Below are 15,201 nucleotides of genomic sequence, written 5' to 3'. Positions count from 1 at the left end.
TCTTCAATCACGCAGCCAAATGTGGCTGTTGGCTCCCCTTTCCCGTCCGGCGGGGCGGGAGAGGGGTTGGGGGTGAGAGTGGGGGTTGCAGCGCAAGAATCGCTACACATTCAATAACTACCTACTCAGGCTAAGCAAGGAGTAATTCTCGATTTGCAGAATATCCACATTAAGAACTTCACGTAATTTTCAGAATCCACTTATCCGAAGCCCGGAGTCAATAAAAACCCATTTGGCGGGCTACTCAGACCTATACGCGGTATAAAAATACAAAATAACGCCGATCATCTAACTTTCAACCAATCCCCATCCAAACTGGTTGGTTAGGCATCACAGTGGGCTTTTCTTCACTGATTTACGGGAAAATCTGTAATGACTGTTGTTTGCGGTATCTATGGGTACCAGACCACGCGTCCAATCGACCTACCCGGCATGAGGATTGAGCCGCGCACTTGCGATTACTCACTGGCAAAAGAATGGGCGAGAGACCTCGACACCTACCAACTCACAGCGATATTGACGGGAGCATTGATTTCTTCCGATCTCATCTTCCAACTCGAAGCGACCCTATCCTTTGTCGAGCATCTTGATGTCGTGATTTCCTCGCCATTGGAAGCCGAAGGAAAGGATCTATTTACTCAGTTTCCACCGAGTATTCAGACCCATCGAAGAAACAATGGTGGAGGAGCCACCATTCAGGAAGATACGTTCTTTCACACGTCCCGAAGTCTGTTCATATCCAAGACCCTCGATCGACTTCAAAACAAGGAATTCTGCGAACAAACCAAGTTCAATATATTGTTCTTTAAGTCCGTCGAACCCTTTCGTCAACGAAAGCCGTTTATAGAGATAACGTACTTTCTTCTCTATTCTGGCTTGGAGTCCTATGCACGGTCCGTAATCGAAGACCATATCAGTAGAAACTCATCTAAACCGATCTGCGAACTACTTACCCGATATGGTTTTGATGTTCAGATTGAAAAGCCAGACGATCTCCCCCGGCGGTGGCAACCTACACCCACCTCCGCAATGCCCTTTTTCACAATAGCCAACTAACTGTCGCGTCCCGTGTGATCATGTTCCCGTCCGCAGCTGGCCCTTATTCAAAGCTCGCCAGTTGATGCGGGGCGTGATTGCGTCCTTACAAGGAGAGAAGACGTCATGAGTCAAGTCCATCCCTGCGCCCGAACCACCCCTCGCACACGCGCTGAGATAAGGACCTCGCCCGCTGGTGCCAGTGCGCTGGCCGACCGATACAACATCACGCCCGCCACCGCTCGCAAGTGGAAAGAGCGCGAAGATTCAGAGGATCGCTCCCACCGCCCGCGTACGCTGAAGACGACGCTCAGTCCAGCGCAGGAGCAACTTGTTGTCGAGCTTCGGCGCACAGTTCTACTGCCCCTGGACGACCTGCTGGCGATCACCCGCGAGTTCATCAATGCCGCTGTTTCACGCTCAGGCTTGGACCGTTGTTTGCGCCGCCATGGCGTCTCCGATCTGAAAGGCCTGCTGCCACAAGTTGAGGGGGAGCCTGCGCCACTGAAAACCTTCAAGGACTACGAGCCTGGATTCATACACATTGACATCAAGTACCTGCCGCAGATGCCTGATGAGACGAAGAGGCGCTACCTCTTTGTGGCCATTGATCGAGCGACACGGTGGGTCTATTTCCACATTTACAACGACCAGACTGACGTCAGCAGTACCGATTTTTTGTGCCGGTTGAGAAAAGTCTCGCCCATGAGAATTCAAAAGATTCTGACTGACAACGGAAGTCAATTTACCGACCGTTTTACAGCCAAGAGCAAACAAGCCACGGGCAAGCATACGTTCGACATCAGCTGTGCCGAGATGGGTATCGTGCATCGCCTGTCGCCCCCACGCCATCCGCAAACCAATGGCATGGTGGAGCGCTTCAATGGGCGCATCAGCGACTTGGTTAAGCAAACACGTTTCGCATCAGCGGTTGAGCTGGAGACGACTCTGACGCTCTATTTAAAGACCTACAACCACCATATCCCGCAGCGGGCTTTGAAGCACCAAACACCTATTCAAGCTTTGCAGAAATGGCGCGCAGGAAAACCTGATTTGTTTGTCAAGCGAGTTTATGAACAGGCGGGACTTGACATCTATTCAACTTCTCACAGCTTGTCGCGCTGGTGGTATTGAAAGCCGTCGAATTTGACGACGGTCATATCAATTGGAACAGTTGGATTGACCGGCAAACATTCAGATAAACGGCATCCATAAGAAGTCTGCCGCTAATCGCTGCCAAAGACAAGTAGCGACTAAACCAACTGCGGCCCCGGCAACGGAATCCACTCCGTCTCTCCCGGCACCTGCCCCATTCGCTGAGCCACCCAGTCTTCCCCGGCCTGGGCGATTCGGGCTTCGCTGGACGACACAAAATTCCATGAAACAAAGCGGGGGCCGTCCAGGGGCTCGCCGCCGATGACGACGAACTGCGCGGCGCTCCTGGCGCTGATCACGGGCGGGGTGCCGGGTGCCAGCAAGGCCATGTTGCCGCCCTCCAGTGGCACGTCGTCAATGGCCACTTCACCGCTGATGGGGTGAATGGCGGCCTCGGGCGGCAGGTCGCTCAGGGTCAGTGTCTGTCCGGCGGGCAGGGTCACATCCAGGTACAGCGTGGGCGCCAGCGTGGCGACCGGCGAGGTGTGGCCAAAGGCGCTGCCGACCAGCACTTTGACGGTGGCAGCGCCGACTTGGACCACGGGAATATCGGCTTGCGGGGTGTGGGTGAAGCTGGGTTCAACTTCTTCGTGCGCTTTGGGCAAGGCGACCCAGAGTTGCAGGCCGTGGATGCGGTGCGACACGGGCACCAGGTCTTTGGGAGTGCGCTCTGAATGCACGATGCCGCGCCCGGCCGTCATCCAGTTGATGGCGCCAGGCTCGATGCGCTGGAAAGTGCCCAGACTGTCGCGATGGTCCATGGCGCCTTCAAACAGGTAGGTGACGGTGGCCAGACCGATGTGGGGGTGGGGCCGCACGTCGTGCTGGGCGTGGGCGGGCACATCGACCGGGCCAAAGTGGTCGAAGAAGATAAACGGGCCCACCGACTGCTTCACGGCGCTGGGCAAGTAGCGGTGCACCACCAAGCCGCCGCCCAGGTCTTTTTCGTGGCCTTTGAGAAGTTGGGGGATGCTGCTCATGAATGCTCCAAAGTTGGCGGAAAGGCACCCCGCTGGCGCCCGACCCAAGCCGCTCAATCTACTCTGATTGCCGCTGCACCGCATCCCAACCGTCGAATTACTATGAATTGAATAGCTACTCCTGCACAGCAGACGGGGACCACAGCCACTTTTGACCCTAAAAAAGACAAAGCGCTACCGGGTGCGGTATCGTCATCCTTTTTTTTCTACTCACAGGGACCTCCACATGACACTCATCCAACGTAGAACAGCGCTGTTGCTGGCCGGTTCACTCGCTGTGGGCGGCGCTTTGGCGCAGGCAGGCGCACCGGTGCGCGTGGGCTCCAAGATCGACACCGAGGGCAAGTTGCTGGGCAACATGATCGTGCTGGTGCTGGAAGCCAATGGCATCAAGACCGAGAACAAATCCGGCCTGGGCAACACCAAGGTCATGCGCGGCGCCCTGACCGCCGGTGAGATTGACCTGTACCCCGAGTACACGGGCAACGGCGCGTTCATCTTTGGTGAAGAGTCCAACCCGGTCTGGAAAGACGCCAAAGCGGGTTACGAACGGGTGAAGACGCTAGACTTTGAGAAAAACAAAATTGTCTGGCTGGCACCTTCGCCCGCAAACAACACCTGGGCGATTGCGATTCGCAAAGACGTGGCCACGCCAAACAAACTTAAGACACTGGACGACCTGGGTCAGTGGCTGGGCAAGGGCGGGCAATTCAAGCTGGCAGCTTCGGCCGAGTTTGTAGAGCGCTCAGACGCCCTGCCCTCTTTCCAGACGGCCTACAACTTCAAGCTCAAGCCCGATCAATTGCTGACATTGGCCGGTGGCGACACAGCGGTGACGATTCGCGCTGCCGGCGAAAAAACCTCCGGCGTGAACGCCGCCATGGCCTATGGCACCGACGGCGCTGTGGCCGCCTTGGGCCTGGTGATTCTGGACGACCCCAAAGGCGTGCAACCCATTTACGCGCCTGCGCCCATTGTTCGCGAAGCCACCCTCAAGCAAAACCCAAAAATTGCAGACGCGTTGGCACCGGTGTTCAAACTGCTGGACGGCCCCACGCTGCAAGGCCTGAACGCCAAGATTCAGCTGGAAGGCCAGGACGCCCGAAAAGTCGCCTCGGACTTCCTGAAGTCCAAAGGACTTTTGAAATAAACCGGGCGGTGACGCCTCACTGGGGCGGTCATGACCGTGGCTAGGCCCCTGAACACCGCCAACCAGCCCCGCTGGCGGGCGGCACAAGCGGCACTCTCGCTGATGGCGGTGGGTGGTTTGCTGGGCCTGCCCTTGCTGCGGGTGGCACCGAACCGCCTGGTGTCGGGCGAGGCGGTCTCGTTTTTCAGCCTGCTGCAAGGGCCGGTCTGGGGACTGGCGGCGTTGCTGGCAGCGCTGCTTTTACTCTCACTGACACCGCCCCGCCGCCTTGGCCTGTGGCTCACCGTGGCGGCTGCGACCGCCCTGGCGGTGGGCTTGGGCGCGCTGGCCGCCAGCCACGCCATTCAAGTGGTTAATGCTGACGCCCCGTTTGCCCGCACGTCACTGGGCAGCGGCCTGTGGCTGGTCTGGCTGCTGATGGGCTTGGTGCTGGCTGACGCACTGCAAACGCTGCGGGCCACCGCGCTGGCCAGCCTCGCAGTGGCCACGGCGGCTTTGCTGCCGCTGGCACTTTTGCTGGCCAGCGGCGGTGCTGACGAGCTGTCCATCATGAAGGAGTACGCCAACCGCAGCGACGAGTTCTGGGGAGCCATTGCGCGGCATATCCAGATCGTGGCGCTGGCGCTGTTTTTTACCCTGGCCATTGGCCTGCCACTGGGTTGGGCCGCCCACCGCTACGCACGAGCCGGTAGAGCGATGTTTCCGGTGCTCAACATCATCCAAACCATTCCCTCGATTGCGCTGTTTGGCCTGCTGATGGCGCCTTTGGCTTGGCTGGCCGCGAGTTGGCCCGCGCTGGGCCGCGCCGGCATCAGTGGCGTGGGCCTGGCGCCGGGGGTGCTGGCGCTCACGCTGTACAGCCTGCTGCCCGTGGTGCGCGGCACGCTGGCCGGCTTGGCGCAGGTGCCGTCGGCGGTGACGCAGGCCGCACTAGGGCTGGGCTTTTCCCCGGCACAACTGTTTTGGCAGGCGCAGGTGCCGCTGGCGCTGCCGGTGGTGCTGGGCGGCATACGCACGGCCAGTATTCAGGCCGTGGGCCTGGCCGCGGTGACGGCGCTGATTGGCGCCGGCGGCCTGGGCAGCCTGATGTTTGAAGGCTTGTTCAGCAGCGCCCAAGATCTGGTGCTCTTGGGTGTAATGCCCATCGTCGTGCTGGGCGCGCTGGTGGACGGCGTGTTCAAACTTCTGATCGGGCTGACCCGCCCGGCCACAACCCCCCTGGAGTTTGCGCAGTGATCGAATTCAAGAACGTTTCAAAAACCTACGGCCACTCGGGAGACGCACCCAAAGCGCTGGACGGGGTAAACCTGCACATTGGGCGCGGCGAGCTGGTGGTGCTAATTGGCGCCTCGGGCTCGGGCAAGTCCACGCTCCTCAAGATGATCAACCGCATGGAACAGCCGAGCAGCGGCACCGTGACGATGGACGGGCAAGTCCTGGCGCAGATGCCAGTGCGCGAGTTGCGCCTGCGCATGGGCTACGTGATTCAGTCGGTGGGCTTGTTCCCGCACTGGACGGTGGCGCGCAATATTGGTGTGGTGCCCACCATGCTGGAGTGGCCGCCCGAACGTATTGACGCCCGCGTGAACGAGCTGATGACTTTGTTTGACCTGGACCCCACCACCTACGGCGCGCGCTTCCCGCACCAGTTGTCGGGCGGGCAGCAGCAGCGCGTGGGGGTGGCGCGCGCGCTGGCCGGCGACCCCGAGGTGATGCTGATGGACGAGCCCTTTGGCGCGCTGGACCCCCTCATTCGCACCGCTTTGCAAGACGAGGTGAAGCGCATTCATCAAAGCTCGGGCAAGACCATCGTCATGGTCACGCATGACATTGACGAAGCCCTGCGGCTGGGCACGCAGATTGTGCTGATGGAGCAGGGCCGAATTGTGCAAGTGGGCACACCGCTGGCACTCTTGTGTCAGCCCGCGAACGACCAGGTGGCCGATTTTGTGGGCCGCAGTGACGTGGGCATCAAACTGCTGTCACTGCAAAGCGCAGGCAGCCTGGCGCGCGCCGGGGCGGCACAGGCCGGGCCGAGTCTGCCAGCCAGCGCTTCACTGCGCGAGGCCTTCTCCACGCTGGCCCTGCACGGCTGCCACACGCTCAACCTGCTGGACGACGCGGGCGCCCACGCCGGGGTGCTTCACGCCGCCGACTTGTTCAACCGCGCCCGCGCTGGCAAGCCATGACGAACGCGCCGCACGCCTGGTGGCGAGACAAGCTGCTGTGGGCCACGGTATTGCTGGCCGCAATGGTGGTGGCCCTGCCGCACAGTGAACCCTTGTTTGCCGGCCTGTTTCCCCAACTGGAGCGCCCGGTCTACCGCCAAGAGCCGTTCACCCAACTGCTGTGGCAACACCTGCTTCTGGTGGGTGTGTCGGGCGCGGCCTCGGTGCTGGTGGGCACGCTGGCCGGCGTCTGGGTGACGCGGCCCAGCGGCAAGGAATTTCGGCCAGTGTTGGAAACGCTGGTGTCGATGGGGCAAACATTGCCGCCGGTGGCGGTGCTGGCACTGGCCGTGCCGGCCGTGGGTTTTGGTGAACTGCCCGCGCTGATGGCGCTGGCGCTGTATGGCTTGCTGCCGGTGGTGCAGGGCACGATCACCGGCCTGCAAGCCGTGCCCGCCCCGGTGATACAAGCCGCCAACGGCATGGGCCTGTCGCCTTGGCAGCGCCTGCGTCAGGTGGAAGGTCCGCTGGCGCTACCGGTGTGGCTGTCGGGCGTGCGCACCTCGGTCATCATCAACATTGGCACGGCGGCCATTGCCTCCACGGTGGGGGCCAAAACGCTGGGCTCACCGATCATCGTGGGCCTGAGCGGCTTCAACACCGCCTATGTGCTGCAAGGTGCCATCGTGGTCGGCATGCTGGCGGTGGTGGTGGACATGGGGTTTGAGCGACTGGCCCGGCGCGTAGCCTGGGCGCACTGAGCCGCAACCAGTACCGTTCAACGCCCGGTCGATAAGGCGCAGTGCATCTTCCACACGCGCCCACATAGGGCTGCTTGCTCCCCTTTCCCGCCCGGCGGGGCGGGAGAGGGGCTGGGGGTGAGAGTGGGGGTTTTAGCGCAAGAATTGCTACATATTCGATAGCTATCTGCGCTTATTCGACATGCGTCAGAGCTCAATACAAGCGATGCCCTTTATGCAGCAACAACAGGGTCAAGGTAGACGTTTTGAGCCTCCATCAGCGCATGCTCAATTTCAGCAAACAGCGGCCGCGCTACCACGTTGTCGGACAGGCATCTGCCGGCCAGAAGGCGAAGCGACTCCCACCCCGGAGCCTCATCCATCTCAGGCGCACTGTGTGCCAGCAATTCTTCCAGCAAGCAGCCAAAGGCGCGCACTTCCAGCCGCTGCAGCGCGTGGGCGTGCGCGGTATCGGCCTGCGCCACCCAAGAGGCCGCGCCAAAGTCGCCCAATAGCGCACCGCCCTGCCCGTTGTGCAAGATGTTGTGGCCATACAGGTCGCCGTGCATCAGCCCTTGGGCGTGCAAATGACTGGCGGCTGAGGCAATGGACAGCGCCGTGTCGGTCAGCTGCGACCAATCCAGGCGCAGGCCGGGTGCATACACATCGCGCGTGCAAGAGTCCAAACTGGGCGGGCCGGCCAACACGGCAAAGTCGGGGTCAATCAAGGCCAGCACCAGCGCGCAGACGCCGTCGGGGTGATCACTCACCACGCCGCGCACCGGAATCAGGCTGGTGTGGTGGCCGGCGCGCAGGGTGGCGGCCATTTCGCACTGCGGCATGCCGTCGCTGGTGAGTGCGCCCCTGAACACTTTCACGGCCACCGCTTCATGGACATCGCCCGCTTGCCAGTTCGCCTGATGAATCACCCCTGACGCGCCCTCGCCCAAGGTGGACTGCAACTGCAGCGCCTCCCAGGCAATGGGGGTTGAGGGCGGCTCTGCAGCCGCCTCCAGCTCGGCGCAAAACGGATTTCCGGCATAGGCTAGCCAGGTCAGGCGCGGCAGCTTGAACAACAGGGCGGGAAACTCGGTCAACTGATTGGCGGCAATGCGCAACAACTCCAGACGGGTGCACAGGGCCAACTCGAGGGGCAGCGTGCGCAATTGATTGCCTGCGAGCATGAGCTTTTGCAGCTGGGTGCAACGCCCAATGGACGCCGGCAAGGCTTGCAACTGGTTGTCGGTGAGGATCAACCAACGCAAGGCCGCAGGCAGGGCCGCATCCGCCACCTCGCGTATCTGGTTGGCCTTGAAGCCGATCATCGTCAGGCCTGGGCATTGCCCCAGCACCGTGGGCAACTCGGTGAAGTGGTTGTTGGAGCAAAAAATCACCCGCAGGCGATGCAGCCGGTGCAGGTCGGGCGGCAACTCGGTGAGTGCATTGTTGGACAGGTCGAGAATTTCTAGGGTGTCGGCCAGCGCGAAGATGTCGCGCGGAAATTCAGTCAAGCCGCAGGCCAGGGATAGCCTTTGGGTGCCGACCAGTTGCCCAGCCCGGAGTTGTTCAAGGGTGTGCATGGGCTGGCAAAAATGAGGCCAATTCTACGGCCCCCATGCGGCACGCGTCGGCCCCTAGCTGCTCCACACTATCGCCCCCATTGCGAAAACTCAATGGATTGATCAGTTTCAATAGCCTATTGATCCAGCCTTGTGAAGTATCAAGCCGCATAGCGAACGCGACGATCCTGGAAGTAGCCCATAACGCGCTCAGGGTTTTGCTTCAGCATCGCCATATGATCGTTCGCGGCCTCGCGTAACTTGGCCTTGGTTCTGAGCGGTACGCGCTTGCCCATCTCTTGCTTCAGGTCCGCATTGAGCCGCTCCTCTGGGTTGAGTTGAGGACTGTAGCTGGGCAGGTAAAACAACTCAATTTCGTCTTTGTGCTCAGCCACCCAAGCCTTCACCAGTTTTCTATGGTGCACGCGAAAATTGTCCAGAATCAGAAAGACTTTTTTACCGGCGTCCTTGATCAAGGCTTGCAGGAATTCAATGAGCTTGTCGGCATCAAACGCTTCCTCAATGATCATCCAACGCGTCTTGCCCTGGTTGGTCACCGTGGCAATCATGGAGAGCTTTTGGCGGGTGCCGCCAATGCCCATGGCAACCGGTGTTTTGCCTGTCGGTGCATAGCTTCTGCCGCGCACGTCCGTGTTGACCAGCGCGGTCTCATCGCCCCAATGAATTTCGGCCCCTTCAGCTCTGGCGCGCTGCTCAATACCGGGGTACTCACCCTCCAACCAAGCCTGCACCGCAGCAGGGCTTTGCTCGTACGCACGCTTGATTGGTTTTTGCGGTGTGAAGCCCCAGCGGGTGAGGTATTTACCGATACTGCGAACCTGTAGCTTTATGCCAAATTCTTGTTCGATCAATTGACCAACAGCAGCCCGACTCCACAGGTGAAAGTCCATCTTGAATTGCTCGGGACGCTTGTCAATGATCATTCTTTGAACAGCCTCTTCTTGCACTGGGCTGAGCACACGACCATCGCCACGGCTGCGCCCTCGTAAGGCGGATCGAATGGCGCTCCAGCCGCCAGCCTCAAAGAGGTAAATCGTGGCCCGAACGGGCGGCTAGCTCAGCCCTGTCATTGCCACGATTTGCATGATCTTGATGCCCTTTTTGTGCAGCCGCACGACTTGATTGCGTCGCTCGTGAAGTTGCTCCAGTGTTTGCTTTTTTGCGTTCTCTTTTTCCATGAAATTCTGATCAAAAAACTCAAACAAAATTCATATTTTATTGGGCCTCATCTATGAGATTAAAGTCAAGCTGGCGATTGGCGCTGAAAAGTAAGCCATCTCGCGTCAATCGTCCCCGATCGCGGCACTATCGGGGCCATGAAGAAAACCTAATAGATACGTCACGACTTACGACGTAGACTGGTACGGTACTTATTTGTTAGCAACTCTAGGAGATACCATGACTTCAGAAGCAAAATGCCCGTTTTCGGGCGCAGCCCTCAAGCCCACAGTGGCTGGAGCCAGAACAAACGCCGACTGGTGGCCGAATCAGTTGAACCTGAATATCTTGCAGCAGCACTCAGAGCTGTCCAACCCGATGGGAGAGACCTTCAACTACGCTGAAGAGTTCAAGACCCTCGACCTGGATGCAGTCGTCCAAGACCTGCATGCATTGATGACGGACTCGCAAGAGTGGTGGCCAGCGGACTATGGCCATTACGGTCCGTTCTTCGTGCGTATGGCCTGGCACAGTGCCGGCACTTACCGCATCGGCGATGGCCGTGGCGGCTCGGGTTTTGGCACACAGCGCTTTGCACCCCTGAACAGCTGGCCTGACAACGTCAACCTTGACAAAGCACGCCGCCTGCTTTGGCCCATCAAGCAAAAATACGGCCGCAAGCTGTCTTGGGCCGATTTGATGATTCTCACTGGCAATATCGCCATGGATTCGATGGGGCTCAAGACTTTCGGCTTCGCCGGTGGTCGCGAAGACGTCTGGGAACCAGGTCAAGACATTTATTGGGGTCCAGAAGACACTTGGCTGGGCAACGAGCGCTACACCGGCGACCGTGAACTCGAACAGCCGCTTGGCGCTGTGCAAATGGGCTTGATCTACGTGAACCCACAGGGTCCGGACGGCAACCCTGACCCGATCGCCTCGGCACGTGACATACGCGAAACCTTCGCCCGGATGGCCATGAACGACTACGAAACCGTGGCGCTCTGTGCTGGCGGACACACCTTCGGAAAAACCCATGGCGCGGCTTCTGAGGACTATAAAGGCCCAGAACCCGAAGGTGCCAGCATTGAAGAGCAAGGCCTCGGCTGGAAAAGCTCCTTCGGCAGCGGCAAAGGCGTTGACACCATCTCCAGCGGCCTGGAAGGCGCTTGGACACCCACTCCGATTACTTGGGACAACAGCTACTTCGACACCCTGTTTGGCTACGAGTGGGAACTCACCAAGAGCCCAGCCGGTGCCCACCAGTGGATTCCAAAAGACGGCGCTGGCGCAGGCACCGTGCCGGATGCACACGACCCATCGAAGTCGCATGCACCGTTCATGGCAACGACCGACCTGTCCCTGAGAATGGACCCGGCCTACGAGAAAATCTCCCGCCATTTCCACCAGAATCCTGCGGAATTTGCGGACGCTTATGCCCGTGCTTGGTACAAGTTGACGCACCGCGACATGGGCCCGATCTCTCGCTACCTGGGTTCGATGGTGCCAGCTGAGCCACAAATTTGGCAAGACCCGGTGCCAGCCGTCGACCATGCTTTGGTCAACGAGCAAGATGTGGCCGCTTTGAAGACCAAAATCCTCGCTTCTGGCCTGACGATATCTCAGCTGGTGAGCACGGCTTGGGCATCGGCGGCGACGTTCCGCGGCAGCGACAAGCGCGGTGGCGCCAATGGTGCGCGCATTCGTCTGGCCCCACAGAAGGATTGGGAAGTGAATCAGCCGGCTGAACTGGCCAAGGTTCTGCAGAAGCTGGAAGCCATCCAGAAAGAGTTCAACACGGGCGGCAAGAAAATCTCGCTGGCTGACTTGATCGTTCTGGCCGGTTCCGCCGCTGTCGAAGCCGCCGCTAAAAAGGCTGGCCAAGACGTCAAGGTTGCTTTCACGCCGGGTCGTACCGACGCGACGCAAGAGAACACCGATGTCGACTCCTTCGCCGTGCTCGAGCCATCTGCTGACGGCTTCCGCAACTTCATCAAGAAGGGCCACTCGCGTCCAGCGGCAGAGCTGCTGATTGACCGAGCCAACCTGATGACGCTGACGGCACCCGAGATGACGGTTCTGGTCGGTGGCATGCGGGCACTGAATGCCAACTTTGGTCAATCCAAAAATGGCGTCTTCACCAGGCAATCCGAGACCTTGAGCAACGACTTCTTCGTCAACCTGCTCGACATGGGCACGCAATGGCAGAAGTCAGCCGCGGACGAAGCCGTGCTGGAAGGCCGCGTAGCCGGCGACGTCAAGTGGACGGCCACGGTCGTCGACTTGGTCTTCGGTTCGAACTCGCAGTTGCGCGCCCTGGCGGAAGTCTACGGCTCCAGCGATGCGAAGCACAAGTTTGTCAGCGACTTCGCAGCCGCCTGGACCAAGGTGATGAACCTGGATCGTTTCGATCTGGCGTAAGCGCGGACGACAGGCCTTCACAGGCCTGTCCAGCGAAGCTTCTACCTGGCCCGGGGCAACCCGGCGCTAGGTAGAAGCTTTTTTTCGTCTGCTTGAAGTGCGATCAACGCCGCCCGCAAGTCGTGGGCCGCCGAGCTTGGCATGACGAACGAGGCGCTTTATCGAACGCTGCGGCGCATGCAAGACGAAGGCATGCTTGACATTGATGGCCCCCGCTTGGCGACCAAGATATGAGGCATGGCTGAGCCCGGGCAATCGGCAGATCGCTCCATTTGGTGGTGTATTTGTGGTGTGAGCCGTTCTTGCCGCATCCCCCACCCGCTACTCGTCTTAAAGAGACGATGAATCCAAATACCAGGAGTCCGGAAGACATAACGCGTCTTACTATTGCTCCGGCCCGATGTAGTCTACATTTCCGTTCAGGCTAAGCCTGACGAAGCCCTTCGGCAGGCTCAGCGCGAACAGTTCATATTTCACAGGGCCGGATCAATAGACTCGAGTCATATGATCGTGAACAACTGAAGGAGAACACCATGTCAAGCGAAGCCAAATGCCCCTTTTCTGGCGGCGCACACACCCAAACCATTGCGGGCTCCACAAGCAACGCCAACTGGTGGCCGAATCAGCTCAACCTCAAGGTCTTGAACCAGCAGGGCCCGCGGTCCAACCCCATGGGTTAGGCGTTCAACTACGCCGAAGAATTCAAAACCCTGGACCTGAACGCCGTCGTCAAAGACCTGCATGCCTTGATGACCGACTCGCAGGACTGGTGGCCCGCCGACTACGGCCACTACGGCCCGTTTTTCATCCGCATGGCCTGGCACAGCGCCGGCACCTACCGCGTGGCCGATGGCCGTGGCGGCGCGGGCTCTGGCAGCCAGCGCTTTGCACCCCTGAACAGCTGGCCGGACAACGTGAGCCTGGACAAGGCGCGCCGCCTGATCTGGCCCATCAAGCAAAAATACGGCCGCAAGCTCTCTTGGGCCGATTTGATGGTTCTAACTGGCAATGTGGCGCTTGAATCCATGGGTTTCAAAACACTGGGCTTTGCTGGCGGACGCCCCGACATTTGGGAGCCTGAAGAAGACATCTACTGGGGCCCCGAGGCCGAGTGGCTGGGCGACAAGCGCTACACCGGCGACCGGGAACTGTAGAACCCGCTGGGCGCCGTGCAAATGGGCCTGATTTACGTGACCCCTGAAGGCCCCAACGGCAATCCGGACCCAGTGGCGTCTGCACGTGACATTCGCGAAACCTTTGCCCGCATGGCCATGAATGACGAAGAAACCGTGGCGCTGGTGGCTGGCGGACACACCTTCGGCAAATGCCATGGTGCGGCCGACCCCGGCCAATATGTGGGCCCCGAGCCAGAAGGCGCGGGCATCGAAGACCAGGGTCTGGGCTGGAAAAGCAGCTTCGGCAGCGGCAGTTGTGTTCACGCCATCAGCAGCGGTATTGAAGGCGCCTGGACCACCAACCCGGTGAAGTGGGACAACGACTACCTGGACATTTTGTTCAAGTACGAGTGGGAACTGACCAAGAGCCCCGCCGGCGCCCAGCAGTAGACGCCCAAAGACGCATCAGCCGCCAACACCGTGCCCGATGCCCATGACCCGGCCAAGCGCCACGCACCCATGATGACCACCGCCGACCTGGCGCTGCGCATGGACCCCGCCTACGAGAAGATTGCGCGGCGCTTCCATGCCAACCCGCAAGAGTTTGCCGACGCCTTTGCCCAAGCCTGATACAAGCTGACGCACCGTGACATGGGCCCCGTGTCGCGCTACTTGGGCCCCCTGGTGCCGGCGCAAGAGATGCTGTGGCAAGACCCTATTCCAGCGTTGAACCATGAGCTGATCAACGATGCGGACCGGGCCGCGCTGAGCGCCAAGGTGTTGGCCAGTGGCCTCACCACCTCGCAACTGGTCAGCACGGCCTGGGCCTCAGCCGCCAGCTTCCGGGGCAGCGACAAGCGAGGCGGCGCCAATGGTGCACGCATTCGCCTGGCACCGCAAAAGGACTGGGCCGTGAACCAACCCGTCGAATTGGCGACCGTGCTGGCAAAGCTGGAGACGATTCAAAAGGACTTCAACGGTGCGCAAACAGGCAAGAAGAAGATCTCGCTGGCAGACCTGATCGTGCTCGCAGGGGGCGCCGCCGTGGAAGATGCCGCCAAAAAAGCCGGCATCGAGGTGAAAGTCCCCTTCTCGCCAGGACGCATGGATGCCTCGCAAGAGCAGACCGATGTGGAGTCGGTGGCGGCATTGGAGCCCCGTGCCGATGGTTTTCGCAACTATATACGTGAGGACCTGGAAGCGTCGGCTGCAGCGCTGCTGCTGGATCGCGCCAATTTGCTGACGCTGACTGCGCCAGAGATGACGGTGCTGGTGGGTGGCCTGCGCGCCTTGGGCGCCAATGTGGGCGGCGCCGCGCACGGGGTCTTCACCCAACGCCCTGGCATCTTGAGCAACGACTTCTTTGTGAACCTGCTCGACATGCGCACGAAGTGGCAGAAGTCCACGACGGAAGGCGTTTTGGAGGGACTCGACCGGACAACGGGCAAGCGCCAATGGACGGGCACCACGGTGGACCTCGTTTTTGGCTCGAACTCGCAACTTCGCGCCCTGGCCGAGGTGTACGCCAGCAGCGACGCCCAAGCTGTGTTTGTGCGTGACTTTGTCGCCGCTTGGACCAAGGTGATGAACCTGGACCGGTTCGACCTGGCCTAATCCCCGCGCCAACGTTGATCATGAAAACCGCTACCGGATCGCCGGTAGCGGTTTTCATGGGTTCTCGGTATTCTGAAAACGGGGC

The 15,201-nt window shown here is 60.0% G+C and carries 10 protein-coding genes and 2 pseudogenes; 9 read left to right on the top strand and 3 right to left on the bottom strand.

Going from position 1 to position 15,201, the window contains the following annotated elements:
- Window positions 1–372 precede the first annotated feature (372 nt).
- Together J8G15_RS17750 and J8G15_RS17745 are read left to right on the top strand one after the other, a co-directional pair.
- A complete protein-coding gene (locus tag J8G15_RS17750; protein WP_210543829.1) occupies window positions 373–1,056 on the top strand; it encodes a hypothetical protein in 684 nt (227 codons plus the stop codon).
- A 105-nt stretch (window positions 1,057–1,161) separates the two neighbouring features.
- Entirely contained in the window at window positions 1,162–2,169 is a 1,008-nt protein-coding gene (locus tag J8G15_RS17745) for an IS481 family transposase (protein WP_210543827.1), read from the top strand.
- Between the two features lie 119 nt (window positions 2,170–2,288).
- On the opposite strand, the gene J8G15_RS17740 is transcribed toward J8G15_RS17745, so the two are convergent.
- The gene (locus J8G15_RS17740) at window positions 2,289–3,170 is read right to left on the bottom strand and encodes a pirin family protein (RefSeq protein ID WP_210543825.1); all 882 of its coding nucleotides are present in this window, start codon (window positions 3,168–3,170) and stop codon (window positions 2,289–2,291) included.
- 226 nt (window positions 3,171–3,396) lie between these two features.
- Between J8G15_RS17740 and J8G15_RS17735 the strand changes: the two genes are divergently transcribed.
- Genes J8G15_RS17735 through J8G15_RS17720 form a run of 4 tightly spaced genes read left to right on the top strand, consistent with a single transcriptional unit; the run spans window position 3,397 to window position 7,249 of the window.
- Window positions 3,397–4,320, top strand: a complete 924-nt coding sequence (locus J8G15_RS17735) for an ABC transporter substrate-binding protein (RefSeq protein ID WP_210543823.1) — start codon at window positions 3,397–3,399, stop codon at window positions 4,318–4,320.
- Between the two features lie 30 nt (window positions 4,321–4,350).
- Window positions 4,351–5,556, top strand: a complete 1,206-nt coding sequence (locus J8G15_RS17730) for an ABC transporter permease (RefSeq protein ID WP_210543822.1) — start codon at window positions 4,351–4,353, stop codon at window positions 5,554–5,556.
- The gene (locus tag J8G15_RS17725) at window positions 5,553–6,509 is read left to right on the top strand and encodes an ABC transporter ATP-binding protein (protein WP_210543820.1); all 957 of its coding nucleotides are present in this window, start codon (window positions 5,553–5,555) and stop codon (window positions 6,507–6,509) included. The genes J8G15_RS17730 and J8G15_RS17725 overlap by 4 nt, the downstream gene beginning before the upstream one ends.
- A complete protein-coding gene (locus tag J8G15_RS17720) occupies window positions 6,506–7,249 on the top strand; it encodes an ABC transporter permease (RefSeq protein WP_210543819.1) in 744 nt (247 codons plus the stop codon). Before J8G15_RS17725 ends, J8G15_RS17720 begins: the two co-directional genes overlap by 4 nt.
- Window positions 7,250–7,461: 212 nt before the next feature.
- Here the strand turns inward: J8G15_RS17720 and J8G15_RS17715 are convergent, their stop codons facing one another.
- Both J8G15_RS17715 and J8G15_RS17710 read right to left on the bottom strand, forming a co-directional pair.
- The gene (locus tag J8G15_RS17715; protein WP_210543818.1) at window positions 7,462–8,808 is read right to left on the bottom strand and encodes a leucine-rich repeat-containing protein kinase family protein; all 1,347 of its coding nucleotides are present in this window, start codon (window positions 8,806–8,808) and stop codon (window positions 7,462–7,464) included.
- Window positions 8,809–8,948: 140 nt separating this feature from the next.
- Window positions 8,949–9,986 (bottom strand): annotated as a pseudogene (locus J8G15_RS17710) (IS630 family transposase).
- A gap of 220 nt (window positions 9,987–10,206) precedes the next feature.
- On the opposite strand from J8G15_RS17710, the gene katG (J8G15_RS17705) reads away from it, so the two are divergent.
- From katG (J8G15_RS17705) to katG (J8G15_RS17700), 3 genes and pseudogenes are all read left to right on the top strand, one after another.
- Window positions 10,207–12,387 (top strand): catalase/peroxidase HPI, encoded by a 2,181-nt coding sequence (katG, locus tag J8G15_RS17705; protein WP_210543817.1) that lies wholly within the window; start codon window positions 10,207–10,209, stop codon window positions 12,385–12,387.
- A gap of 533 nt (window positions 12,388–12,920) precedes the next feature.
- On the top strand, window positions 12,921–13,067 hold the full coding sequence (locus tag J8G15_RS21700; protein ID WP_240538359.1) for a hypothetical protein: 147 nt from the start codon (window positions 12,921–12,923) through the stop codon (window positions 13,065–13,067).
- Between the two features lie 30 nt (window positions 13,068–13,097).
- Window positions 13,098–15,116, top strand: a pseudogene (katG, locus tag J8G15_RS17700) (catalase/peroxidase HPI).
- Window positions 15,117–15,201: the final 85 nt, after the last annotated feature.

The organism is Rhodoferax sp. PAMC 29310 (assembly GCF_017948265.1).
Classification (GTDB): Bacteria; Pseudomonadota; Gammaproteobacteria; order Burkholderiales; family Burkholderiaceae_C; genus Rhodoferax.
This window is presented reverse-complemented; position numbering and strand designations above follow the sequence as displayed.